Raw genomic sequence first — 24,920 nt, forward strand, 5'->3', positions numbered from 1 at the left:
CCTTCGGTCAGTAGACGCCTTCCACCGCCTCGGCACTGCCCTCGCCGTCCTCCTGGCAGGGCCGCACCGCGGCGACGCCGTCCCAGGGGAACCACGGGTGCGGGCCGGTTCTGACCGCGCTGTCCCGTTCCAGGAGGTTGGGCAGGAAGAGGTCTTCGAGGAGGGTGGTGGCCCGCACGCGGCCGCGCCGCCCGACGGCGACCTCGCGCCACGGGTCCGCCGGGTCGACGACCCGCAACACAGCGAAGGGCGGCGGGAGATGGTAGGAGTGCCCGGCCCCGGCAGGCACGCCGTCCGCCGCGTCCCGGTCCGTCACGTCGGCCTGGAGCGCGTGTCCGACCAGCGTGTTGCCGTAGGTGTCGATCCACTGCACGCCCGGCAGATGCTCCTCGCGCAGGAACTGCGCCTCGGCGGCGGTGCACGAGGTGCCGCCCGTGCACACCGCCCGGATGCCGTACGTGTGCAGCGGGCGCGGCAGCCGCATCGCCAGTTCCAGGAGCAGCCGCGCGGTCGTGAAGAGCAGCGAGGGGCGCTCGGCGGCCAGCAGCGTCAGGGTCTGGTCGATCAGATGCGCCGTGTACGCGTCCGCCTCGCCGCCCGACCGCAGCGCGGCCTTCACCCAGCGCGGATCGAAGTCGATGGAGTGCGCCGCGCCGCACCAGCTGTCCGCGAGGCCCTCCACGAAGTGCCCGTACGCGTGCGGGCCGCTCGGCGTCATGGCGAGCACGTCACCGCCGGCCACACCGCGCGCCTCAAGCACGGTGCGGTAGATCTCCACGTCGTACGCGAGACGCGTGACGTTGACGATCCGGCAGGGCGTGCCCGTGGTGCCGCCGGTCTCGAAGACGCGGAAGGGACGGCCGCGGTAGCCGCGGGGGAGGAGGTCGCGGGCGTGCGCGGCACGCAGCTCGGCCTTGTCGAAGAGGCCGAAGAGCTCCAGCGCGGCGAAGCCGTCGACGTCCTTGAGGGGATCGAAGCCGAGCGTCGGGAGCCGGGCGGCCCAGAAGGGGCTCGCGGTGTCGGGGCCGAAGTGCCAGCGCATCATCCGGCGCGTCCAGGTGTCGAGGTCCACGCCCAGCTCCGGCACACGTGTGCGCAGCGTGTCGGTCAGCGTGCTGAAGTCGGTCGGCAGCCGGGAGGTCGTCATGCGGGGCCTCGCTTCGCTGGGCGGTGCACGAACAGGGACTCGGCGGTGATGGCCCGTACCGTCTCGGGCGTCTCGGGCGTCGCGGTGAGGACGGCGGCGAAGGGGAAGGGGACCTCGTGACCGACCAGGGGATGCCCTTCGTACGCCTGGAGCAGTACGAGGCGGGGCAGCACGCACGGGGCGCCGTCGACCTCGGTGACGGGATCGCGGCGGGTGAGCAGACGGTCGCCCGGACGCATGCGCTCCTGGACGGAGCGCAGCGCACGGTGTGCCGTCTCCGGCTCGCGGAAGACGGTGAGCGGCCAGTCGCGGGCAGCCGGGTCCGGCGGGATGGCGTCGAGCGCGACGGCGAGGGACGACGCCAGGGCACGGCTCTGCTCGGGGTCCGTGCAGATGACGGTGCGTACGTTGCGGCAGAACCGCCCTGAGTCGGCCGCGATCAGGGGCAGCAGCCAGTCCACGGCCGCCTCGACCGGCATGCCGGGCGGCACCAGGGCGCAGCCGCGGCCCGGCCCGTGCAGGGTGAGCGACTCCGCGTCACGGACCGACGCGGCGAGGCCCGCGCCACCGTAGACGATCCGCCGGTCCGCGAGCTTCAACAGGCCGTGCAACGCACGCTGTTCACCCGGGTAGAGGCCGATGCGGGCAGCGGGCCAGCCGACGGCGAGCAGCGCGGCGACGAGGCGTGCCGCGGAGAGCGGCTCCCGTCGGCTCGGCCGCACCCACACGGCGCCCGAGCGCTCCGCCTGGTCCAGTACGGAGTCCAGGCACGTGAACGTGTTGCCCGGCAGAGCGACCAGGCTCAACCGGTCGTCGGGCTCCGGCTCCCCGCCCCGCTTCGGCAGACCCTCGCGCAGCATCACGCACCACCGGTCCACCAGCGGCCCGGGCAGTCCGGCCGTGTTCCACAGCGCCGCGCGGAAGCCGTCGGCGTCCTGTGCGCCGACGCCGCCGACCGTGACGGTGCCCCGGCCGAACAACTCCACCGCCTCGGCCAGGAGTTCGCAGCGTCCGGTGAGCGGGGGCAGGGTGGCGCGCGCGGTGTCCCACCACCGCCGGTCGGCATGGGCGACGATCTCCGGGACCAGCGCGAGGCCGTACGCGGCGCCTCCCGTGCCCGGCAGCGCGGCGGTGTCCAGCGACGTCCGCCACTCACCTCGCCGGAAGGCGTGGACCACCGCCGTCACGGCAGCTCGTCGCGGAGGGCGGCGACCACCCGGATCTGCTCGGCCTCCGTGAGGGACGGGTAGAGCGGCAGGGCCACATGGTGACGGGCGAACCAGCGGGCCCGCTCGAACGGTCCGTCCTCGCCCATGCGGTGGTCCTCGGTGACGAAGTACGGGTGATCGTAGAGCAGGTGGTCGTACACCTCACCGGCCAGGGACACGCCGTGCCGCTCCCGCAGCCGCTTCTTCAGCAGCGCGCGGTCGAGCGGCCCGTCCGGGTCCGGGTACGCGAGGTATTTGTAGAAGTTGCTCTCCGATCCGCCGGGCACGGCATGTGGCCGGATCCCGGGGACGTCGGCGAGCAACGCGTCGTAGCGAGCCGCCAGTTCACGGCGTACCGCCAGGGTGTGCGCGAAGCGCTCCAGGTCCACCGTGCCGACGGCGGCATGGAGTTCGCTCAGGCGCCAGTTGCCGCCGGGGCGGTCGTGGAGCGTGGAGCCGTGCGCGCTCTTGCCGTGGTCGCGCCAGCGCCGCACCTGCTCCAGGTCGTCGGGCAGCGCGGCGGACAGCAGCCCGCCCTCGCCGCTGACGGCGACCTTGGTGGGGAAGAACGAGAAGGCGCCGAACCGGCCGAACCCGCCCGCCGGGCGTCCGTCGAGCGTGGCGCCGAAGGCGTGCGCCGCGTCCTCCACCACGGGAACGCCGCGCTCTTGGCAGTACACGAGGGCCGCGTCCAGCGCGGGCGAGACGATGCCGCCGATGTGCACCGGCAGCACGGCGGCCGTGTCGGGGTACCGGTCGAGGGCCGCGCGCAGGGCCTCGGGGTCCATGCCGAGGCCGTCCAGCTCGATGTCGACGAAGCGGACGGCCGCTCCCGCCCGCACCGCGGAGGCGGCCGTGGCGAAGAACGTGTTGACCGGCACGAGAACGGTGCGGCCCGCCACGCCGACGATCCGCAGCGCGATCTCCAGGGCCGCCGATCCGGACGCCACGGCCACCGTCCGCGTGCCGGTCCAGGCGCGGGACAGCTCCTCGAAGCGGGCGACCTGCGGGCCCTGCGTGAGCACACCCGAGGCGAGCGCGGCGTCGACACGGTCGAGCACGGCGCGCCGCTCGGACACCTCGAAGCGGACGCGCTGGGCCGGGACGTCGTTGCCCGCCGTGTTGCCCGCACCGGACAGGGCGCGCGTGAAGAAGTCCGCCGCGTGGCCGACGTGCGTGCCGTGCCCCATGGGCAGTTCATGGATCTCCGCGGAGGCACCCGCCGCCGCGTATGCCGCGCGGACCGTGTCCGCCGCCGCGCGCGCGTCAGCCGGTTCCAGGTAGGAGTCGGCGGTGCCGTACTGGAGCTGGAGGGGCGCCGGGGCCAGCGCGGAGTACAGGTCGGCCAGGTCGGCGTACTCCAGGATGCCGGGGAGCGCCGCCCCCTCGTGGCCCGTCAACAGCCGTTCGTACAGGGCCCGGTAGCTGCCGAGGTGGCTCGCCGCGCAGAGCGGGAGGCCCTGGCGGGGCGCCAGCAGCGCGGTGTGCAGGGCGACCGCCGCGCCGAGGCTGTGACCGAACAGGCCGAGCCGGTCTGGGTCGGCGAGCGGATGCGCCGCCAGTACGCCGAGCGCGCCCAGGGCGTCGCCGACGAGCGCGCCGAGCAGGGAGCGGCCGGTCAGCGCGAACGCGTGGGCCAGCAGGGTCCCTTCGTCCCGGCCGGCCCTGCGCTCCTCGTCGAGGCCGCCGCCGATGCCGTGGTCGAAGGAGAGGGTGACGAAGCCCGCCCGCGCCAGCTGCTCGGCGACGTTGCGGTCGGGGTGGTCCGGCGGCACGTCGCCGGTGAGCTGGTCCAGGCGGGCGTTGCGGCCGCCGAGGACCAGGACGGCCGGGCCGCGCGCGACGCCGCGCGGCGCGAGGAGGGTGCCGTGGAAGCAGCCGCGTACAGGCGAGTCGAGGACCAGCCGCTCACGGTGCAGGCCGTCGCGTACGAAGGCGCGGGTCTCGGTGACGGCGAGGGGCGTCGGCTCGACGCGGGCCAGCCGCTCGACCACCGCGCGCAGCCGACGGGCGGTGGCGGTGTGGCCCTCGGTGCCGTCGGCGGCCGCGCGGCGCAGGGCCGGTTCGGCGGCGAGGAGCCGGCGGAGGTGACGGAGCTGCATCCGCGGCTCAGACGAAATCGCCGTGCAGGGTGCTGGGCACTTCCAGCGCGTACGCGTCCAGCGCCTCGTCCAGTTTGATCTGGCCGCGTTTGAGGAGTTCAAGGAGTTCGTTCTGCGGACGGTAGAAACACGATTTGCACAGGTCGGTCCTGCGCGGGTTGGAGGCCTCCCATTCGGCGCGCGGGCCGCCTTCGAGGACCTCGGCATATCCCTGCTCGACGACATTGCCGATCAGATAACGGCTGTTGAGGTGGACCTGGGGGCAGGGATAGAGGTTTCCGTCGGCACCGACCGCCGTGACGAAACGGCTGTAGTGGCAGCGCTCGAAGTCGCCCTCGACCTCCTCGACCTGGTCCATCGGGCCGCGGTCCAGCTTGGGCACCGAAACCTCGAAGGCGTCGGTGGAGAGCGCCGCGGCCGTGGTGAGCGACTCGGCGATCTCCGGCATCACGGATTCGATGGTCTCGTGGCCGAGTGCGCTGTAGAACTCCGGCTCGAAGCGGACGTAATGCGCGCCGGAATCCCGGGCGATATGGGCCGCCTGTAGGATCTCCCGGTAATTCTGGAGGGTGATCACGTAGTTGAAGCCGATGCGGAAGTCGGGGTCCAGGGCGCTCTCCCTGAGCCTGCCGACTGACCCGACGAACTGCGAGAACGTCTGTTCCCTGTCCCGGGTGATGTCGTCGAAGGTGGCTTCGGTGCCCGCGTTCAGGCCGATGCGGACCCAGGTGTGGGTCTCGGCGACGCACTCGGCCACCTTCGGCCTGCCGAGCCGCGAGCCATTGGTGATCAGCCCGATCCGCAGCCCGGCCGCGTGCCCGGCCCGGCAGATCTCGGTGTAACCGGGGTGGATGGTGCACTCGCCGCTGCCGCAGAACGTCACGGCGCGGCCGTCGTTCTCGGCGAATTCGCGCAGCAGGGTGATCGCCTTGTCGGTGGCGATCGAGTCCTTGAACGAGAACAGGTCGTAGAACTGCTCTTCGTTCGGGGAGTGGAAGTTGCAGAAATTGCAGCGCATATTGCAGGCGCCCATGATGCCGATCCGCATGTGGACCGGCTTGATCTCCTGGCCCGCGACGAACCGCCGGAGCAATTCGCCGTGCGCCAGGACCTTCTGCGGTGAGTGCGCCTGATCGAGACTGACGAGGGGCAGTCCTTCGCGATTTTGGGGGGCTGCCATTTCGATGTCGCCGGCACCAGATGTGCTGTTCACGAACCCCCCACGCAAGATGGATGTGCGTTTACGCTGTTCGAGACGGTCCTTGCGACATTAGGGAGCCCCACCAGCCCTGTCAATGCCGCTGGGGTATGCGGGAGTTGACGGCCTATCAGGATGCGGGCAGGCGAAGATCGGGCTGAGGCCGGGGGGCGGTCAGGCGGCGATCGAGGCGGTGATCTCCTCCTTGTCGAGGCCGAGGCCGGTGAGCGGCCCCCGGCCGTCCTCGAACTCGATGAGGGCGAGCAGGATGTGCTCCGTGCCGACGTGGTCGTGGCCGAGGCGCAGCGCTTCACGGAACGTCAGTTCGAGCACCTTGCGGGCCCCCGTGTCGTACGGCACGAGCTCGGGCACCTCGGCGGCCGTCGCGGGCAGCGCGTCCAGGGCGGCTCGGCGCACGTCCTCAAGGGAGACGCCCTGTGCGGTGATCGCCTTGGCGGCGAGGCCCTCGGGGTCGCTCAGCAGGCCGAGGATCAGGTGCTCGGTGCGGATCTCGTCGTGCTGGGCCGCCTTGGCCTCGTGGTGCGCGGCCATCACGGCGTTCCTCGCCCGGGGCGTGAAGCGGCCGAAGCCCTGGCTGGGGTCGAGGGCCTCGGTCTCGCCCGGCTTCTTGGGCACGAACCGCTTCTGGGCGGCCTGCCGGGTGACGCCCATGCTCTTGCCGATGTCGGTCCAGGACGCGCCGGAGCGACGCGCCTGGTCCACGAAGTGGCCGATCAGGTGGTCGGCGACGTCGCCGAGGTGGTCGGCGGCGATGACGGCGTCGGAGAGCTGGTCGAGGGCGTCGGTGTGGACCTTCTTGATGGCTTCGATGAGGTCGTCGAGGCGGATCGTGGGCGGTTGAGGGGTGCTCTCGGATAGGGTCATGTGACAACCGTAGGTTGACAGTTGAGGAGCGTCAACCCTCGGTTGACATCTGTGTGGGAGGCTCGCGGACGGTGAGCCACGCACCGCGCGCCGCCCGAGGAAAACCCTGGGTCGAGCCCCCGTCCCCGGTGGTTGAACAGCGGAATCACCGGCTCCCGGCGCCCCTGCCCGCGCCGCCATGCCCCGTCCGTCCCGCCCGTCCCGCCGTCCCCCGGCACCCACCCCGGCCCCCCGCCCCGCGACCCCAGGGTTTTCACGGTCGCCCCCAGGTCCGTACGGGGCCATGGTGGAGCCACGGTCGCAAAGCCGCGGCGGGCCCGGAACACCGGTTGGGGGCAGGCAGGACCGGTGGCCGGACGTACTACGGGGGTGTACGTCTGGACGGGCCGTCCGGCGACGGGGGGCGACCGTCGCGAGGGCGGGGGAGGGGGTGCCGGTGAGAGGCATCCCCGCTCGGCGCCCGCCCACGCCGCCCTCGCGTACACGGCGGGTGGGATGGGGGCGCGACTCAGACCGCCGAGACCTCCGAGGCCTCGGCGAGCAGCCGCACGAGCTGCGCCCTGCGGTGCACACCGTCGAGCTTGCGGTAGATGTTGCTCAGGTGGAACTCCACCGTCTTGACGCTGAGGAAGAGCCGCTCCGCCACCTCGTGGTTGGTCAGACCCCGCCCGACCACCAGCGCCACCTGCATCTCCTGCGGGGTCAGCCGCTCCAAAGGGGCCCGCTCGGGGCGCAATTCGGTGCCGCCCGCCGCGTGCAGCTCGGCGGCCACCCGCGCCGCCCACCCGGACGCCCCGAGCCGCTCGAACGCGGCGAGGGCCCGCTCCAGCAGCCGACGGGCCTCACTGCGCCTGCCCTGCCTGCGCAGTTGCTCGCCCCACGCGAACTCCGTGCGCCCCCGCTCGAAGGGGACGGGCCGCTCGGCGAGCAGCGCCAGGGAGCGCCGCATGTGCCGCTCGGCGGCGTCCGGTTCGAGCAGCCCGCGGCAGCGCGCCGCCGCTCCCGCCGTGACCGGCCGGTGGCCGCGCCCCGCCTCGTACTCCAGGACGTCGAGCACCTCACGGGCCTCGGCGGTCATGTGCAGATGGACGTACGCGTCCGCCAGGTCCGCGGCCCACGTCAGATACAGGCCGTCGCCTCGGCCGTGCGTCCGGGAGAAGGCCCGCACCTCCTCGAGCCGGTGCACCGCCTCCTCGAAGCGGCCGAGGCCGAGCTCCAGCAGACCGAGCGCGCCGCGCGCCCGTGCCGCGTCCATCGGCAGTTCGGTGGCGGCGGCCCACTCCATGGCCTGCGCCGCGTGCCGCCGGCAGTCCGCCTCGCGGTTGAGCGCGGCCTCCGTCCTGGCCAGGGCGGCCAGGCCGCGCGGCACCTCGATGAGCCGTCCGGTGGCCTCTGCGAGCCGCACCGCCTCGTCGGCGTGCGCGAGCGAGGGGCTCCAGCGGCCCCGCCAGAACTCCACTACGGAGTGCGTGCACAGCAGGTGCGACAGGAGCCCCACGGCGCTGGAGGCGCGCGCGGTGTACGCGGCGCGGTCGAGCAGGCCGTGCGCCTCGTCGAGCTCCTCCGCCGCGAGGTGACACAGACCCCCCACACCGGAGAGCGGGTAGGGGAAGGCGGGGTCGGGCGAGGCGAGGGGCCCCGCCAGCTCGCGCAACAGCGAGCGGCCCGCGTCGGCGTCACCGCCGAGCAGCAGCACCAGGGTGCGCAGGAGCCGTACCGGCAGCAGCGTCTGCCGCGTCGAGTCGGCCAGCTCCATCGCCGCGGCCGAGGTGCCGCGCGCCGCGGTGAGGTCGCCGACCGCGAGTTCGGTGAGCGCGATGCCGCCGAGCATGACGGCGGCGAGCGCGGGATCGACCTTCTCCGCCTCGTCGACCGCCGCCCTCAGCAGCTCCCGCGACCGGGTCGGCTGCCCGCGCTGCACGTCGAGATAGCAGCGCAGTTGGCGGATGTCGAGCCGCGTGCCGAGCTGTTCCGCGTGCTCCAGGGAGCGGTCCAGGATCGCGGCGGCCTCGTCCAGGGAGCCCGCGGCCTGAGAGGCGCGGGCGGCACACAGCAGCCGCTCCGCCTTGCGCTGCCCGGCCGGCGTGAAGCGCGCGGCCCGCTCGTACAACCGGGAGGCCAGCGGATAGGCCAGCGTGTCGGGCGCCCCCGACGCCGCGTTCTCCAGGAGCGACGCCACATGCTCGTCCGGCTCCGCGCCCGAGGCGGCCAGATGCCATGCGTACTGTTCAAGGGCGGGTGCGGTGGCGCCTTGCAGGGAGCGGGCGATGGCGTGGTGGGCCCGGCGTCTGCGCACCGGGGTCGCGCCGTGGTAGACCGCCGAGCGGACCAGCGGGTGCCGGAAGGCGTACCCGTCCTGCTCCTCGACGACCAGGCCCGCGGCCTCGGCCGCCTCCAGCGATTCATAGCTGAGCCCGTGCGCCCGCAGGGCCGCCTCGGTGCCTGCGAGCGGCCGGGTGCCCAGCACCGCGAGGAGCAGCATCGCGTCCTGGGCCTCCTGGGGCAGCCGGGCCACGGCGCTGCCGAAGGTGTGCGCCAGCAGTTCGCCGATGGGCAGGGGCGCCGCGGAGTCGGGGTCGTCGTCGCCCGCGCCGCTCCCGGAGAGCAGGGCGGGCAGTTCGATCAGGGCCAGGGGGTTGCCGCGTGCCTCGGCGAGCAGCCGGGCGGCCTCCCGCTCGGTCAGCTCGGCGGTGCCCTTCTCGGCGATCAGGCGGTGCGCGGACTCGGCGTCGAGGCCGCCGAGCGTCATGGTCTCGATGGCGGCGAGCCGGGAGGCCGGTTCGTCCAGTTCGTCGCGCGCGGTGAAGAGCACGACGATGCCCTCGCGGCCGAGTCTGCGGGTGGCGAAGGCGAGCGCGTCCAGGGAGTACGGGTCGAGCCACTGCGCGTCGTCGACGGTGACGAGGACCGGGCCCTCCTCGGCGAGCGCGCCGAGCAGACTGAGCGTGCCCGCGGCCACCGCGAAGCGGTCGTGTGCGACGGCGGGCCCGAGCGCCAACGCCCCGGTGAGCGCGGCCGCTTGACGCTCGGGGATGCGGTCGAGGAAGTGCAACACGGGCCTCAGCAGATCGGCGAGCCCCACATAGGGCAGGTCCGACTCGACCTCCACGCCCCGGGTGCCGAGCCGCCGCAGATCGCCCGACTCTGCGGCGACGTGCTCGACGAGGCTGGTCTTGCCGATCCCGGCCTCCCCGCGGACGAGCAGGGCGCCGCTCTCGCCCCGGCGTGCCTTGTCGACGAGAGCGAGAAGACGTGCGCATTCCGAGGAACGCCCCAGGAGCATGTGTCCAGCGTACCGGCGGCACCTGACTTCGCGGAGGCGTCGAACGGGACGTATCTCGCCTGAGGCCGCCGGGGCTCGGCTCTGTCATCCGACGGGCGCTGCCGCAACCCTCCGCGCACGCTGAAGGCGTACTTCGGGGAGGACCGGAGGTCGCGTCTGCCGGGGCGCGGTTTGCCGGCGGGCAGGCTCCGCGGTGAGGGGTGCGAGCGGTACCTCCTGAGGTGAATGAGGCGTATCCGGCGGCCAGTTGTCACAAACGGGCCTGTTGGATCCGTCATACATGCGACCTACTCTGGTAGCCGCCTGAAGGGGAGTCGCATGAGCGGAAGCATCGAGCGCACCGGGGCACGCGGGCGACCGGGCCGGCCCGGCAGGGGCGAGCGCGTCGCGGACTGGGCGGACGGACGGCTCGGCATCAACACCCTGGCCAAGAGCCAGATGCGCAAGATCTTTCCCGACCACTGGTCGTTCATGTTCGGCGAGATCTGCCTCTACAGCTTCCTGATCCTGATCCTCACCGGCACCTACCTGACCCTGTTCTTCGAGCCGAGCATGGTCGAGGTCACCTACGACGGCCCCTACGTGCCACTCAAGGGCCTCCAGGTGTCGAGGGCGTACGAATCCACACTGGAGATCAGCCTGGAGGTCCGCGGCGGCCTGCTGATCCGGCAGATCCACCACTGGTCCGCGGTCGTCTTCATCGCCGCCATGTTCGCCCACATGATGCGGGTGTTCTTCACCGGCGCCTTCCGCAAGCCCCGCGAGCTCAACTGGCTGTTCGGCTGGACGCTGCTGATGCTCGCCATCATCACCGGCCTGACCGGCTACTCCCTCCCGGACGACCTGCTCTCCGGCACCGGCGTCCGCTTCGCGCACGGCGCGATCCTCTCGATCCCCGTGGTGGGCACGTATCTCGCCTTCTTCCTGTTCGGCGGCGAGTTCCCGGGCGAGGACATCGTGGCGCGGTTCTATCCGATCCACATCCTGCTGCTGCCGGGCATCATGCTCGGGCTGGTCGTGGCCCACCTGATCCTGGTCTTCTACCACAAGCACACCCAGTTCGCGGGTCCGGGAAAGACCGAGAAGAACGTGGTCGGGGCGCCGTTCCTGCCCGTCTACATCGCCAAGGCGGGCGGCTTCTTCTTCCTCGTCTTCGGCGTGCTCGCGATCATGGGGGCGGTCGCCTCCATCAACCCGGTCTGGGCGATCGGCCCCTACCGTCCCGACATGGTCTCCACCGGCGCCCAGCCCGACTGGTACCTCGGCTTCTCCGAGGGGCTGATCCGGGTGATGCCCAGCTGGGAGATCAACATCTGGGGGCACACGCTCGCCCTGGGCGTCTTCATCCCCTTCTCGCTCTTCCCGCTGATCATGATGGCGATCGCGGTCTATCCGTTCGTCGAGGCCTGGGTCACCGGCGACAAGCGGGAACACCACATCGCGGACCGGCCCCGCAACGTACCCGTGCGCACCGGACTCGGCGTCGCCTGGCTGACGCTGTACTTCGTGCTGCTGATCGGCGGCGGCAACGACATCGTCGCCACCCACCTGCACCTCTCGATCAACGCGATCACGTGGTTCGTGCGGATCGCCGTCTTCGTGGCGCCCGTCATCGCCTACCTCGTCACCCACCGGATCTGCCTCGGCCTCCAGCGCAGGGACCGGGAGAAGGCGCTGCACGGCCGCGAGACCGGCACCATCAAACGCCTGCCGCACGGCGAGTACGTGGAGATCCACGAGCCGCTGCCCCAGGCGGAGCTGTACCGCCTGACCGCCCACGAACAGCCTCAGCCCTACGAGATCGGCCCCGTGGTCGATGCCAACGGCGTGGCCCGCAAGGTCCCCCGCTCCGAACGCCTGCGCTCCCGCCTCTCCCGCGCCATGTACGGGCCCAAGGCGCAGGTGCCGAAGGCGACTCCGGAGGAGTACCTGGCGATCCAGCGGGGCGAGGGCGATCACCACTGAGGGGTCGGCTCGGTTAGCCTCGCACGGTGATGGCATCCGAGAGCACTCCGAAGCTGCTGGCGATCAGCGACCTGCACGTCGCGTACGCGGAGAACAGGAAGTACGTCGAGACCATCCGGCCCGGCACCGAAGGGGACTGGCTGATAGTCGCCGGAGACGTCGCCGAACGCATGGCCGACATCGAGTGGGCGCTGCGCACGCTCGCGGGGCGTTTCGCGAAGGTGGTGTGGGCGCCGGGCAACCACGAGCTGTGGACGCCGAAGGACGATCCGGTCCAGCTGCGCGGCGAGGAGCGCTATCAGCACCTCGTCGCGCTCTGCCGCGAACTGGGCATCTCAACCCCCGAGGACCCCTACCCGGTGTGGCGCGGCGCGGGCGGCCCCGTCACCGTCGCCCCGCTGTTCCTCCTCTACGACTACAGCTTCCGCCCCGAGGGGACCCACACCAAGGAGGAGGCCCTCGCCGTCGCGCACGAGGCGGGCGTCATCTGCACCGACGAGTACTTCCTGCACCCCGACCCCTACGCGACCCGCGACGACTGGTCCCGGGCCCGGGTCAAGCTCACCGAGGAGCGGCTCGCCGAGCGGCCCGCGGGGCTGCCCACCGTCCTCATCAACCACTGGCCGCTGCTGCGCGAACCCACCCGGATCCTGCGCTACCCCGAGTTCGCCCTGTGGTGCGGCACCGAGCTGAGCGCCGACTGGCACGTGAAGTACGACGCCGCCGCCGTCGTCTACGGTCATCTGCACATCCCGCGCACCACCTGGCACGACGGCGTACGTCACGTGGAGGCGTCCGTCGGCTACCCGCGCGAGTGGCGCAGGGACTTCCACCCCGACCCGCACCTGCGGCAGATCCTGCCGGTGCCGGAAGAGGGCTGAGCGGGGGCCGCGGGACGGGGGTCGCGCGGGGCCGTCACGAGCGCGCCGGCAGCGGTCTGCGGCCGAGGAGTTCGGCCAGGCCCTGCCGGGTGGCCGCCAGGACGACGCGGTCCTGCGGCCGCAGCGCGTACTCGGGGTCGAGGTCCCACTCCAGGCCCGACTCCGCGCCCGACGAGCGCTCCAGGGCGACCACGCGCCACGCCCCGGGGCGGAACACCTCGGCGATGCGGCGGCCGGTCAGCTGCGGCTGGAGCGAGACGTCGAGCGCCGCGAAGAGCAGCACCGAGCGCTCGACGGGCAGCGCGCCGAGGATCTGGCGGCCCATCATCGCGCCGGCGAAGGCGGGCGCGGCCAGCGTCGACACGCTGCGGCTGCGCGTGAGGGCGCCGGGGTGCGCGGCCCGCAGGGTGCGGTAGACGGCGGTGGCGAACGCGTCGTCGTACAGCCGCAGCGCCACCCGTAGATCGGGCTTCACCGAGCGTGCGTACAGGGCCGCTTCGAGGTTGATCGTGTCCGCGCTGGTCACGGCGAGCAGGGCGTGCGCGCGCTGGATCTTGGCCGCCTCCAGGACGCCCTCCTCGGTGACATCGCCGATCACGGTGGGGACGCGCAGCCGCCGCGCCAGGGAGATGCCGCGCGCCTCGGGGTCCGCCTCCACGCACACCACGGGGATGTCCAGTTCCCGCAGCCGGGCCAGGACCCGGGTGCCGATCTTGCCGAGGCCGAGCAGGACCACGTGGCCGGAGAGGCCGCGCGGCGGACGGCGCAGCGAGGACGCGCTGCGGAAGGTGCCGAGGGCCTCCAGGACGGCGGCGAACAGGATCGGGAGCAGCAGCAACCCGATGAGACCGGCGAGGAGTTGGAGGATCTGACGGCTCATCGGCCCCTCGGTCGCCGGGTCGTTGATCGAGAAGAGGTCGAGGAGGGTCAGATACGTCGCGTGCAGCGGGGAGCCGCCCGACGTCACGATCGAGGCGATCGCCAGGCCGAGGACGGCGGCGGCGAATCCGGCCACCGACCAGCGCAGCCGCCGCGAGAACAGCTGGCGCAGCGGCACCCCGCGCCCCGCGAGGAAGCCGGGCGGCGGCGCGGACCCGGAGTACGACACGGCCTCCAGGACCAGCGCGCCCCGGCCCGGCGCGGCGGCCACGGCGTCGTCGTCGGGCAGCAGCAGAGGGCCCGCGCCGCCGCCCGACTCGTCCGAACCCTCCGCGCCCGCCGGGTCGTTGGCGGTGGCCGAGAGCAGCGCCAGGGTGGCGAGACCGCGCGGTGCCACGTCGCCCGGCTCGGGCGGCGTACGCTCCACGGCGCGCAGCAGCAGCCCGTCCGCGTGGACGACCTTGCTGGTGCCCGCGACGGCGGTGGCGGCGAGCGCGGGGGCGGCGGTGTCGGCGTCGGACAGCACGGTGACGGTGGCGTCGGTGGTGTCCAGGCCGGCCACGGCGGCGGCCTGGTCGAGCAGTTCCTCCAGGTGCTGCCCCAGCTTGCGGTTGTAGAGCCGGATCACCAGCCGCAGCCGGGGGTTGAGGCGCCGGGCGGCCAGGGCGGCGCGGATGTTGGTCTCGTCGTCGTCATGCACGAGCGCGAGGGCGCCGGCCTGCGGAATCCCCGCGTCGACGAGCGCGTCGTCACCGATCTCGGCGGCTTCGACCGTCTGCGGGACCCCGCTCTCCGACTCGCCGTCGCCGCTGCCGTTCACGGCGGTACGTGAGACCGCGGCGGTGATCCGCCCGATCAGTGCCGTGGTCCGGGCCCGTCCCGTCAGCGCGTTCGACGGGGCCCGCTCCCCGGCGCCCGCGGGCGGCACGACGAGGACGACCTGCTGGCCGTAGACACCACGGAGCTCGGCGGCGAGCCGGTGTGCCAGCGCCTCGTCACCGCCGCAGACGACCATGTGGCCGGTGGCGGGGAAGGGCGGGCGCTGCGGGGGAAGCGAAGATGCGTACGACACAGGGAGAAGAGTGCCTCAACGCGCCGACCAGGGTGGCGTCCCGGCCCCACGGCAGGAGGGGGTTGAGATGCTTGCTGATCAGTCAGTCAGCATCGCAATCACGTTGTTCGTAAGGTAAGTGAGACGCTCATGTTGTGATTGCCGCAACGTATGGGTACGGTTGCCCACCATGCAGCCACAGCAGCGGGACGACGTGTCCGAGCGCGTACGCAAGGTCATCGCCGAAGCCGGCGTGACCCAGCGCGAGTTCGCGCGCCGCATCGTCATGGACCCCTCCAAGCTGTCCCGCTCCCTCGGCGGCACGCGCCGGTTCACCGCGGCCGAACTGGCCCGCGTCGCGGCGGCTGGCGGAGTCGACGCGGGCTGGCTCCTCGGTACGCCGGACGCCGCGCCCCCCGCCCGGCGCCGGCGCACCGCCGGGCCGCTCCCGGAGGGCGGCAGGCCGCTCCAGATCGTGCGCGAGACCGTGCGCCTCATCGCGGAGCGCGGCTTCCACGCCGTCCGCGTCCAGGACATCGCCGCCGCCTGCGACACCAGCACCGCCGCCATCCACTACCACTTCCCCGGCCGCGACGACCTCCTCGAAGCCGCCGTGCGCTGGTGCATGGACGAGGACACCGCCCGCCGCGCGGCCTGCGTAGAGGACGCGGCCGACGCCGCCGACGAGCTGCGCCAGCTCATCGACCTCCAGGTCCCCCGCACACCACAGCAGCGCCGCCAGTGGAGCGTCTGGCTCGACCTGTGGGCCGAGGCCGCCCGCTCCACCGCCGTCGGCCGGCTGCACATCGACTACTACCGGCAGTGGCGCGCCACCGTCGCCGACGTCATCCGGCGCGGCGTCGCCGAGGGCGTCTTCCGCCCCGCCGACCCCGAGGCCGCGGCACTGCGCCTGACCGCGTTGATCGACGGCCTCGCCACGCAGGTCCTCGCCTCGGCCCCCGACGGCCCCGGCACGAGCCCCGACGACATGCACGAGGCGCTCGCCGCCCACGTGGACGCCACGCTGACCGCGCGCTGATTCACCGTACGCACACCCGCCGAATGGGTCGTACGAGCCACCTGAGCCGTACGCAACACCCCACCGCCAAGGGAGAGTTCCGCATGTCTGCGATGTCCGCGATGGCCGCGATGTCTGCGAGGCCCGTGAACGACAACGTCATCATCACCTGCGCCCTGACCGGCGCGGGCGACACCGTCCGCAAGAGTCCGCACGTGCCCGTCACGCCCGAGCAGATAGCCGCCTCGGCCGTCGAGGCCGCCGAGGCGGGCGCCGCCGTCGTGCACATCCACGTCCGTGACCCCGGGAGCGGCGCCCCCTCCCGCGACCCGCGCCTCTACCGCGAGGTCGTCGAGCGCATCAAGGAGACCGGCACCGACGTCGTCATCAACCTGACGGCCGGCATGGGCGGCGACCTCGTCATCGACCCCGACGAGCCGCTCAAGCACCTGCCGGGCACCGACCTCGTCAGCGGCCTCGACCGCCTCCCGCACGTCGAGGACCTGCTCCCCGACATCTGCACCCTGGACTGCGGCTCGCTCAACTTCGGCGACGGCAGCAACCTCTACGTCTCCACCCCCGACATGCTCCGCCAGGGCGCCAAGCGCATCCAGGAGCTGGGCGTCCGCCCCGAGCTGGAGATCTTCGACACCGGCCAGCTCTGGTTCGCCAAGCAGCTGCTCGCCGAGGGCCTGCTCGACGACCCCACCGTCTTCCAGCTCTGCATGGGCATCCCCTGGGGCGCCCCCGCCGACCCGGGCGTCCTCCAGTCCATGGTCAACATGCTCCCCGAAGGCGCGCAGTGGGCGAGCTTCGCGCTCGGCCGCATGCAGATGCCGTGGGTCGCGCAGTCCATCCTGCTCGGCGGGCACGTCCGCGTCGGCCTGGAGGACAACCTCTATCTCGGCAAGGGCAACAAGGCGACCAACGCGCAGCTCGTGGAGCGGGCGGTGCGGATCGTCGAGAGCCTGGGCTCCCGGGTCGCATCCCCCGACGAGGCCCGGCGAAAGCTGGGCCTCGCGTCCCGGGCGTAGCTCCTCCTCCTGCGGGCTCGCTGTGGCTGGTCACGCAGTTCCCCGCGCCCCTGAGGGGCGCCCCCACGCAGCAACGAAAGGTCCCCCCACCCCATGACCACCACCCCAGACGAAGTCCGCCGCGTCGCCTGCATAGGCGCCGGTGTCATCGGCGGCGGCTGGGTCGCCCACTTCCTCGCCCGTGGCTACGACGTCACCGCCTGGGACCCCGCCCCCGGCGCCGAACCGCGGCTGCGCCGCCTCGTCTCGGCGGCCTGGCCCGCGCTCACTCAGCTCGGCCTCGCCGAGGGCGCCTCGCAGGACCGACTCACCGTCACCACGACCCTCGAAGAGGCCGTCGCCGACGCCCAGTTCGTCCAGGAGAGCGCCCCCGAGAAACTGGAGCTCAAGCGCGACCTGCTCGCGAAGCTGGACGCCGCCGTCCCCGCCGGGGTCGTCATCGCCTCCTCCACCTCCGGCTACCCCATGACCGACATGCAGACGGAGGCCGCCGACCCCGGCCGCCTCGTCGTCGGTCACCCCTTCAACCCGCCCTACCTGATCCCGCTGGTGGAGGTCGTCGGCGGCGAGCGGACCGACGCCGAGGCCGTCACCTGGGCCTCCCGCTTCTACGAGATCGCGGGCAAGTCCGTGATCACGATGAAGAACGAGGTCCCCGGCTTCATCGCCAACCGTCTCCAGGAGGCCCTGTGGCGCGAGGCGCTGCACATGGTGGCGAGCGGCGAGGCGACCGTCCAGGAGATCGACGACTCCATCACCGAGGGGCCGGGCCTGCGCTGGGCGTTCATGGGCCCCATGCTCACCTTCGCGCTCGCGGGTGGCGAGGGCGGCATGGCGCACATGCTCGACCACTTCGGCCCGTCCCTGAAATCGCCGTGGACGCGCCTGGAAGCACCCGAACTCGACAAGAGGCTCTACGACGCCGTGGTCGCCGGATGCGAGGAGGAGGCCGCCGGGCGGAGCATCGCGGACCTGGTCGCCGAGCGTGACCAGGGCATCATCGACGTACTGCGGGCGACGGGCCGGCTGCCCGGGCAGCGGAAGGACACCAAGTGACCCTGCCCCTGCTCCACCGACAGGTCCGCGCCGAGTGGATCGACTACAACGGCCACATGAGCGAGGCCTTCTACGTCCTCGTCTTCGGCTACGCCACCGACGCCATGATGATCGAGACCGGCCTGCACGCGGGCTACCGCGAGTCCACCGGCTGCTCCCTCTACACGGTCGAAGCGCACATCCGGTACCTGAAGGACGTCCCGGAGGGCGCCCATCTCGCCGTCCGCACCCGCCTGTTGGGCGCCGACGCGAAGAAGGCGCGCTTCGCGCACGAGATGTACGTGGTGGAGGGCGCGGACGAAGCACCGGCCCCGGACGCCGCCCCCGTGGCGACCACCGAACTGCTCGCCCTCCACGTGGACCAGAAGGCGGGCCGCACCACCCCCTTCCCGCAGGACATCCGCGAGCGCCTGACCGGCCTCACGGAAGCGGCCCCCGAGTGGGCGGGCCGCTCCATCGCCGCCGTGCCGGAGGGCGACCAGCGCTCCAGCTCCTAGCGCTCCAGCTCCTAGCGCTCCAGCTCCTTGTGCGCCGTCTCCGGAAGGCGCAGGTACACCACCGACGACGCGAGGCAGATCACGGCCACGTACCAGGGGAACAGGCCGGGCCTGCCGATCTCCTTGAACAGGGTGCCCATGTACGGGGCCGTGCCGCCGAACAGCGCGACGGTGAGCGAGTACGGGAAGCCGATCCCGGCGGCCCGTACCCGCGCGGGGAACACCTCCGCGTTCACGGCCGCCGAGATCGACGTGAAGCCGGTGAGTAGCACCATGCCCGCGCAGCTCACGAGCAGCAGCGAACCGAACGACCCGTTGAGGGACTTGAGCAGCGGCACGCTCAGGACCGCGAAGCCGACGCCGAAGAAGAGCAGCAGCGGCCTGCGCCCCAGCCGGTCGGAGAGCAGCCCGCCGACCGGCTGGAGCAGGGCGAAGAACGCGAGGGAGAGGGTGCCCGCGAGCAGCGCCTGGCTCTTGCTGATGTCCGTGTTCAGCTCGGCGTACGTCGGCAGGTACGACGTCCACGTGTAGTACGCGATGGTGCCGCCCGCCGTGATGCCGCAGATCAGCAGCGACTGGCGCGGGTGGTGGCGCAGCGCGTCGAACAGCCGCGGCCGCTCGGCCTGTTCGGTGGGCGCCCGGTGCGTCTCGTACGCGCCCTGCCTGATCCAGAAGCCGACCAGACTGAGCACCGCGCCAAGCAGGAAGGGCAGCCGCCAGCCCCAGCCGTCCATCTGCCCCTCGGAGAGCGTGGCGACCAGCAGGGCCGCGATCCCCGAGGCGGCGAGTTGGCCCGCGCTCGTGGAGACGTACTGGAAACTGGAGAACAGACCCCGCCGCCCGGGTCCCGCCGACTCCACGAGGAACGTCGTCGACGCCGCGAACTCACCGCCCACGGACAGGCCCTGGAGCAGTCGCGCCGCGACGAGCACCACCGGCGCGAGCACACCCACGGACGCGTACGTCGGGGTCAGGCCGACCAGCAGGCTGCTGCCGCCCATCAGCAGAATGGTGACGGTCAGCGCGGCCCGCCTGCCGCGCCGGTCGGCGACGGCGCCCATGAGCAGACCGCCCACCGGCCGCATGAAGAAGCCGACGGCGAAGACGGCGAACGTGGAGAGCAGCGGCACCAGGGAGTTGTCGGCGCTCTTGGGGAAGACCTGGCCGGCGATGTACGTGGCGAGGAAGGTGTACGCGTACCAGTCGTACCACTCCACGGCGTTGCCGACCGACGCGGCGAGCAACTGCCGTATCGGGCGCCGCTCAGGGGCGGGGGAGGCGTTGGTCACCTGCTGGTCGTGCTGTGTCATGATCACGACTTTCCCCTGCCGGGCGGCGCCCCACACGTCCTGTCCGACAGACGGACAGCGGGCCTTGTGCCGCTCAGCCCGCCGTCGGCCGGTACGCGTACACCGCCGTCGTCACCAGGCACGGCGCCGGCGGCACCACCTCGACCCGCAGCGTGCGCCGCGCGGAGTCGTAGTCCACGCCCTCCGTCTCGAAGGAGCCCGAGCAGACGCCGCGCTGCGGCACCGCGAAGAGGCTGGAGACGTGGCCGGTCACCGGCCGGCCGTCGAGCGCACGCTCCAGGTCGACCTGGAGGACGGGCCGGTCCTCGGGGAACAGCTCCCTGGACGCGTCGTTGGAGGCGCACACCAGCCGTGTCGCGGAGACGAAGTCGCAGCCCTGGATGTCGCGCACCGGCTTGTCGAGCGTGATCTGCCCGGCCTGGGGGAGCGCTCCGCCGGCCGGCGGCGTCGAGGGGTTGAGCAGCGGGGCGGGGAAGACCTGGAGGCGCTTCTGGTCGCCCCATTCACCGGAGACCAGCCACCGCGCGTCGGGCGAGACGGCGGCGAAGGAGTTGTTGAGCTTCTCGCCCGCGTCGAGCCGGTGCTCGTAGAGGTGGCGCTTGCCGTCCGGCGCGGTCACCGCGAACATCTTCGACGTCGCGCCGTCCCCGCCCTGATAGGCGTCGAAGGTATGGCCGTTCGCGATGTCCGGGTCGCCTATGTGCCCCCAGCCCTTGACGCGCAGGGCCAGCGGTATCGAACCGAGGCCCCGGTAGAGGAGAGAGCCGTCCGCGCGGCTCGCCAGCCCCTGGCTGCCGGTGAGGGAGTTGACGTACGAGGTGCCGGACTCCTGCCAGCCGCCGGGCGAGGCGGGCGCGGCCGAGGCACCGCCGCCCGTCATCACCGCCAGAGTGACGGCACCGAACAGGGCGGTTGATGCCTTCCAAAGGGTCATCGGGGCGCTACCTCCGTGGGGGTCGGAACGCTGCCGCGCCATCGTACGTAACGTGGGCCCCGGCGATAACAGTCCGACAGAAGGCGGTTGAAGACGTGAAGCTGGCGATTCTCGGCGGTGGTGGGTTCCGCGTGCCGCTCGTCTACGGGGCCCTCCTCGGCGACCGTGCCGAAGGCCGCGTCACCGACGTCGTCCTGCACGACCTGGACGCGGCGCGGCTCGGAGCCATCACCCGCGTCCTCGCGGAGCAGGCGGAGGGCATCGCGGACGCGCCGGCCGTCACCGCCACCACCGACCTCGACGAGGCACTGCGGGGCGCCGACTTCGTGTTCTCCGCGATCCGCGTCGGCGGCCTGGAGGGGCGCGCCGCCGACGAACGCGTCGCCCTCGCGGAGGGCGTCCTGGGCCAGGAGACGGTCGGCGCGGGCGGCATCGCGTACGGACTGCGGACCGTGCCGGTGGCGGTGGATATCGCCCGGCGCGTCGCCCGGCTCGCCCCCGACGCCTGGGTCATCAACTTCACCAACCCCGCGGGCCTGGTCACCGAAGCCATGTCCCGCCACCTCGGCGACCGCGTCGTCGGCATCTGCGACTCACCCGTCGGCCTCGGCCGCAGGGTCGCGCAAGTACTCGGCGGCGACCCCGACGAGGCCTTCATCGACTACGTGGGGCTCAACCACCTCGGCTGGCTGCGCGGACTGCACATCAGGGGCCGCGACGAACTGCCGCGGCTGCTCGCCGACCACGGCCTCCTCGCCTCCTTCGAACAGGGCAGGCTCTTCGGCGCCGACTGGCTCCAGTCGCTCGGCGCCATCCCCAACGAATACCTGCACTACTACTACTTCAACCGCGACACCGTCCGCGCCTACCAGCAGGCCGAGCGGACCCGCGGCGCCTTCCTCCACGGCCAACAGGCCCGTTTCTACGACGCCGTACGGGATCCCGGCACCCCGGCCCTGAAGGCCTGGAGCGACACCCTCGCCGAGCGCGAGGCGGCGTACATGGCGGAGAACAGGGAAGCGGCCGGCGTGGGGGAGCGGGCCGAGGAGGACCTGGAGTCGGGCGGGTACGAGAAGGTCGCCCTCGCGCTGATGCGGGCCATCGCGCGGGACGAACGGGCGACGCTCATCCTCAACGTCCGCAACGGCACCACCCTCGCCGCGCTCGACGCGGACGCCGTCATCGAGGTGCCGTGCTCCGTCGACGCCAACGGCGCCCACCCCATGACGGTGGCCCCGCTGCCGGGGCACGCCACCGGCCTGGTGTGCGCGGTCAAGGCCGTGGAGCGCGAGGTGCTCGCCGCGGCGGACAGCGGGTCGGTCGCCACCGCCGTCAAGGCGTTCGCGCTGCACCCGCTCGTCGACTCCGTGACGGTCGCGCGGCGCCTGGTGGCGGGCTACCGGGAGGCGCACCCGGGGCTCGCGTACCTCGGCCGCCGGTAGCGGGGCGGCGGGGCGGCGCGGCACCTGGGCCGCGGGGCGCGAGGCGGGCCTGAGATGATCGCGGGATGAGTCCCGTCGTCTCCATCGGTGCCGCCGCCCGCCGCCCCTGCACGCTCGTCGTGTGCCGGGGCTGCTGCTGCGGCGACGCGCGCAAGAACCCCGGCATCGACCACGCCTGGCAGCTGGAGCGGCTGCGCTCGGCGGCGGCCGCCTCGCGGGGCCGGATCGCGGTGCGCACAAGCGACTGCCTCGGGCCGTGCGGCCAGGCCAATGTCGTCGTCGTCCAGCCCTCGTACGAAGGCCGCAGGCGGGGCGGCCGTGCGGCCTGGGTCGGCTTCGTCACCGACGACGAGTCGCTCGACGGGATACTCGCCTGGGCCGAGGCGGGCGGGCCGGGGCTCGCCGAGCCCTCGGACACGCTCGCGCTCCAGCTGGTGGACCCCCGAACGGTCTGACCGCCGGCCGTCGCACGGGCGCTCCGGCCCCGGCCCCGTGATCAGCCGGCGAGCACCTGGTCCAGGAAGCCGTGCAGGTTCTGCACGGTTCGCGCGTTCTGCTCCTCCAGGGAGAGGCTCTCCTCGAAGCGGCGGGCGAGCACCGTCGTCTTCTTGCCGCGCACATAGAGCGAGCAGGCCAGATCCGCACAGATGTACAGACCGACCGAGTTCCCCTGACGGCCCGCCGCCCCGGCCTTCGGGGCCACGAGCAGCGTGATGCCGGAGCCGGCCTGCGGGGTCACGCAGACCGAGCAGATGCTGGACTTGAGCAGGCTCTTGCGCGGCCCGGTCGAGGCGCGCAGCGCGATGCCCATGAGCTCGCCGTCCCGCCACGTCACCACATAGCCGCGCTCGGGGGCCTTGGGGTCGCGCCAGCCCAGGAAATCCAGGTCGCTCCAGGGGGTGTCGGCGAAGCCCGTCGGCAGCGTGAGCCTGTTCGCCTCGCCCTTCGAACAGTTCACGAAGGAGGCGCGGATCTCTTTTTCACTGACGGGTTCCATGATCCGAAAGATATCAACGGACAAACGGAACCGTCCTCTCATTTTTTCCGCCGCACCTTCCATGGCTGAGGCCGCTGTCACGCCGGAAAGCGGAACCTCGGCCCCGGCCCCGTCCGCCCGCACGTGTCCTCGACCTCACAACCCCACGGCACCGTCGATCCGCTCCCGGATCAGGTCGGCGTGGCCGTTGTGGCGCGCGTACTCCTCGATCATGTGCACCAGCACCCAGCGCAGCGACACAGCGCCCAGCCAGGAGTCCTGGCCCTCGATGTCGAGATCGGCCGCCTCGGCGACGAACTCCTCGGCGAACGCGACCTCCGCGCGCCAGGCCGCCCACGCCTCTTCGACGGCCCCGGGCTCCGCCACGGCGCCGTCGAAGTCCTGGTCGGGGTTGTCCGGCGTGGCGTAGAGGGGCCCCGCGTCCTGCCCGGCGAGATCCTCGCGGAACCAGCGGCGCTCCACGTCGGTGAGGTGCCGGACGAGGCCGAGCAGCGACAGCGCGGAAGGCGCGACGGACCGCCGGTCCAACTCCTCCCGCAGCCCGGCGCACTTGAGCTCCAGGGTCGCGCGCTGGGCCCGCAGGAAGTTGGCGAGCAGCGTCCGTTCGTCGCCGGTGGTGGGGGTGCCGTACCGGGCGTCTGACTCTTCGCCCGTGAAGAAGGCGGCTCGTCTGCGTGTGGTCATGTTCCCATCATGCGGCGCGGTTCGGCCCGTGCCCGTGCGGCCCCTACGACCCCCATGACCCCGGCGCGCCCAGAGCCTTCAGCGCCTTGTAGAGCGCGCCGACCAGATGCACGCTGCGCAGATCCTCCCCGGACGTTCCTGCGCCCATGCGGTTCATCGTGTACGCGAACGAGACGCGGTTCTCCGGGTCGGCGCAGGCGTAGGAGCCGCCCGCACCGCCGTGCCCGAACGCCCGGGGGTTGGGGCCCGCCTGCCCGTACTGGTTGAGCATGAAGCCGAGGCCCCACTGCCAGGTCTCGGCGAGCGGGGTGCCCACGCGCAGCACCAGGTCCGGCTCGTCGGTGCCGCTCTGCCCCGTGCGCAGCCGCTCCACCGTCTCGGCGGCCAGCAGTCGGCCGCACGCCAACTCCGCGTACACCGTGGCGAGTCCGCGCGCCGTGGCATGGCCGTTGGCCGCGGGGATCTCCGCGCTCCGGTAGGCCGCGCCGTTCACGTCGCTGAGCGGCAGGTACCCGAAGGCCAGTGTGGCCGGCGCCATCGGGTGGTCGTCGAGGCCGCGCACCGGCGGTTCCGGGACCGGGCCGAGCGCGCCCTCCGACCGGCCCAGTGCCGACGCCATGTCGGCGCACCGTCCGTGCTCGCTCGCCGGCGTACCGATGAAGACGTCGGCGCCGAGCGGCCCGGTCACCTCCGATCGCAGGAAGGCGCCGAGCGAGACCCCGGTGACGCGCCGCACCACCTCACCGACGAGAAAGCCGAACGTCACCGCGTGATAACCCTGCGCGGTGCCGGGCCGCCACCACGGCGCGGTGGCCGCCAGCGCCTCGGTGACCTTCTCCCAGTCGTACACCGCGCCGGGGCCGAGGGGTTCGCCCGGCGCGATCAGTCCGCTGCGGTGGCTCAGCAGCCACCGCACCGGAAGGTCCGCCTTGCCCGCCTGCGCGAACCGGGGCCAGTACCGCGCGACCGGCGCGTCCAGGTCCAACTCGCCGCGTTCCACGAGCAGATGAGCGCAGAGCGCCGTCATCCCCTTGGTCGTGGAGTAGACGTTCACCAGCGTGTCGCGCTCCCAGGGGCGCGTCCCCGTGCGGTCGGCGTCACCGGCCCACAGGTCCACGACGAAAGCGCCGTCGACGGTGGCCGCGACGGACGCCCCCAGATCGTCGCGCTCGGTGAAGTTGCGCATGAACTCCTCGCGTACGTGCTCGAATCCGGGCGCACAGGTGCCGTGGACGCGCACAGTCATGGACTCTCCCGGGCGGTGAGACGGGTCGGGGCCTCATGGTGCCGCATGGTTGCCCACGGCACCTACCCCTTGGAGGCGCCCGTCACATCCGACACGCCCGGGA

20 protein-coding genes are annotated in these 24,920 nt (G+C 72.5%); 8 read left to right on the top strand and 12 right to left on the bottom strand.

Annotation, left to right across the window (positions count from 1 at the left end; translation table 11 throughout):
- Positions 1-7 precede the first annotated feature (7 nt).
- The 6 genes from ACF062_RS11455 to ACF062_RS11480 form a co-directional block, all read right to left on the bottom strand.
- On the bottom strand, positions 8-1,147 hold the full coding sequence (locus ACF062_RS11455) for a hypothetical protein (protein WP_392137510.1): 1,140 nt from the start codon (positions 1,145-1,147) through the stop codon (positions 8-10).
- Complete coding sequence (locus ACF062_RS11460) at positions 1,144-2,334, bottom strand: hypothetical protein (RefSeq protein ID WP_392137511.1); 1,191 nt, start codon at positions 2,332-2,334, stop codon at positions 1,144-1,146. The genes ACF062_RS11455 and ACF062_RS11460 overlap by 4 nt, the downstream gene beginning before the upstream one ends.
- The gene (locus ACF062_RS11465; RefSeq protein ID WP_392137512.1) at positions 2,331-4,457 is read right to left on the bottom strand and encodes a DegT/DnrJ/EryC1/StrS family aminotransferase; all 2,127 of its coding nucleotides are present in this window, start codon (positions 4,455-4,457) and stop codon (positions 2,331-2,333) included. The genes ACF062_RS11460 and ACF062_RS11465 overlap by 4 nt, the downstream gene beginning before the upstream one ends.
- A gap of 7 nt (positions 4,458-4,464) precedes the next feature.
- Positions 4,465-5,670, bottom strand: coding sequence for a radical SAM protein (locus tag ACF062_RS11470; RefSeq protein WP_223778017.1), 1,206 nt, complete (start codon positions 5,668-5,670; stop codon positions 4,465-4,467).
- A gap of 159 nt (positions 5,671-5,829) precedes the next feature.
- Positions 5,830-6,540 carry a Clp protease N-terminal domain-containing protein gene (locus ACF062_RS11475; RefSeq protein WP_392137513.1) on the bottom strand — a complete coding sequence of 237 codons (711 nt, stop codon included), beginning with the start codon at positions 6,538-6,540 and terminating at the stop codon, positions 5,830-5,832.
- Positions 6,541-7,048: 508 nt separating this feature from the next.
- Entirely contained in the window at positions 7,049-9,823 is a 2,775-nt protein-coding gene (locus tag ACF062_RS11480) for a helix-turn-helix transcriptional regulator (protein ID WP_392137514.1), read from the bottom strand.
- Between the two features lie 318 nt (positions 9,824-10,141).
- Between ACF062_RS11480 and ACF062_RS11485 the strand changes: the two genes are divergently transcribed.
- Together ACF062_RS11485 and ACF062_RS11490 are read left to right on the top strand one after the other, a co-directional pair.
- A complete protein-coding gene (locus ACF062_RS11485; protein ID WP_392137515.1) occupies positions 10,142-11,788 on the top strand; it encodes a cytochrome bc complex cytochrome b subunit in 1,647 nt (548 codons plus the stop codon).
- Positions 11,789-11,817: 29 nt separating this feature from the next.
- Complete coding sequence (locus tag ACF062_RS11490) at positions 11,818-12,669, top strand: metallophosphoesterase family protein (RefSeq protein WP_392137716.1); 852 nt, start codon at positions 11,818-11,820, stop codon at positions 12,667-12,669.
- A 34-nt stretch (positions 12,670-12,703) separates the two neighbouring features.
- Here ACF062_RS11490 and ACF062_RS11495 read toward each other — a convergent pair whose 3' ends face one another.
- A complete protein-coding gene (locus tag ACF062_RS11495) occupies positions 12,704-14,563 on the bottom strand; it encodes an NAD-binding protein (RefSeq protein WP_392137717.1) in 1,860 nt (619 codons plus the stop codon).
- Positions 14,564-14,789: 226 nt separating this feature from the next.
- Here ACF062_RS11495 and ACF062_RS11500 point away from each other — a divergent pair, with 226 nt between their 5' ends.
- The 4 genes from ACF062_RS11500 to ACF062_RS11515 all read left to right on the top strand — a co-directional run bounded on the left by ACF062_RS11500 (position 14,790) and on the right by ACF062_RS11515 (position 18,204).
- Positions 14,790-15,638: a TetR family transcriptional regulator C-terminal domain-containing protein gene (locus tag ACF062_RS11500; protein ID WP_392137516.1), complete on the top strand. Its 849-nt coding sequence runs from the start codon at positions 14,790-14,792 to the stop codon at positions 15,636-15,638.
- Between the two features lie 92 nt (positions 15,639-15,730).
- Positions 15,731-16,651, top strand: a complete 921-nt coding sequence (locus ACF062_RS11505) for a 3-keto-5-aminohexanoate cleavage protein (protein ID WP_392137718.1) — start codon at positions 15,731-15,733, stop codon at positions 16,649-16,651.
- Positions 16,652-16,744: 93 nt separating this feature from the next.
- Positions 16,745-17,707 (top strand): 3-hydroxyacyl-CoA dehydrogenase NAD-binding domain-containing protein, encoded by a 963-nt coding sequence (locus ACF062_RS11510; RefSeq protein WP_392137517.1) that lies wholly within the window; start codon positions 16,745-16,747, stop codon positions 17,705-17,707.
- Entirely contained in the window at positions 17,704-18,204 is a 501-nt protein-coding gene (locus ACF062_RS11515) for a thioesterase family protein (protein ID WP_392137518.1), read from the top strand. Before ACF062_RS11510 ends, ACF062_RS11515 begins: the two co-directional genes overlap by 4 nt.
- A gap of 11 nt (positions 18,205-18,215) precedes the next feature.
- Here ACF062_RS11515 and ACF062_RS11520 read toward each other — a convergent pair whose 3' ends face one another.
- Both ACF062_RS11520 and ACF062_RS11525 read right to left on the bottom strand, forming a co-directional pair.
- Positions 18,216-19,514, bottom strand: a complete 1,299-nt coding sequence (locus tag ACF062_RS11520; RefSeq protein ID WP_392137519.1) for an MFS transporter — start codon at positions 19,512-19,514, stop codon at positions 18,216-18,218.
- Between the two features lie 73 nt (positions 19,515-19,587).
- Complete coding sequence (locus tag ACF062_RS11525; protein WP_392137520.1) at positions 19,588-20,448, bottom strand: hypothetical protein; 861 nt, start codon at positions 20,446-20,448, stop codon at positions 19,588-19,590.
- A gap of 95 nt (positions 20,449-20,543) precedes the next feature.
- On the opposite strand from ACF062_RS11525, the gene ACF062_RS11530 reads away from it, so the two are divergent.
- Positions 20,544-21,890 (top strand): 6-phospho-beta-glucosidase, encoded by a 1,347-nt coding sequence (locus tag ACF062_RS11530; RefSeq protein WP_392137521.1) that lies wholly within the window; start codon positions 20,544-20,546, stop codon positions 21,888-21,890.
- Between the two features lie 65 nt (positions 21,891-21,955).
- On the top strand, positions 21,956-22,345 hold the full coding sequence (locus ACF062_RS11535) for a (2Fe-2S) ferredoxin domain-containing protein (protein ID WP_392137522.1): 390 nt from the start codon (positions 21,956-21,958) through the stop codon (positions 22,343-22,345).
- A gap of 41 nt (positions 22,346-22,386) precedes the next feature.
- On the opposite strand, the gene ACF062_RS11540 is transcribed toward ACF062_RS11535, so the two are convergent.
- The 3 genes from ACF062_RS11540 to ACF062_RS11550 all read right to left on the bottom strand — a co-directional run bounded on the left by ACF062_RS11540 (position 22,387) and on the right by ACF062_RS11550 (position 24,817).
- Positions 22,387-22,887, bottom strand: coding sequence for an FBP domain-containing protein (locus tag ACF062_RS11540; RefSeq protein WP_392137523.1), 501 nt, complete (start codon positions 22,885-22,887; stop codon positions 22,387-22,389).
- 135 nt (positions 22,888-23,022) lie between these two features.
- Positions 23,023-23,571 (bottom strand): DinB family protein, encoded by a 549-nt coding sequence (locus tag ACF062_RS11545; RefSeq protein WP_392137524.1) that lies wholly within the window; start codon positions 23,569-23,571, stop codon positions 23,023-23,025.
- 43 nt (positions 23,572-23,614) lie between these two features.
- Complete coding sequence (locus ACF062_RS11550) at positions 23,615-24,817, bottom strand: serine hydrolase domain-containing protein (RefSeq protein ID WP_392137525.1); 1,203 nt, start codon at positions 24,815-24,817, stop codon at positions 23,615-23,617.
- Positions 24,818-24,920: the final 103 nt, after the last annotated feature.

The sequence above is a fragment of the Streptomyces sp. NPDC015345 genome (assembly GCF_043078805.1).
Taxonomy (GTDB): Bacteria; Actinomycetota; Actinomycetes; order Streptomycetales; family Streptomycetaceae; genus Streptomyces.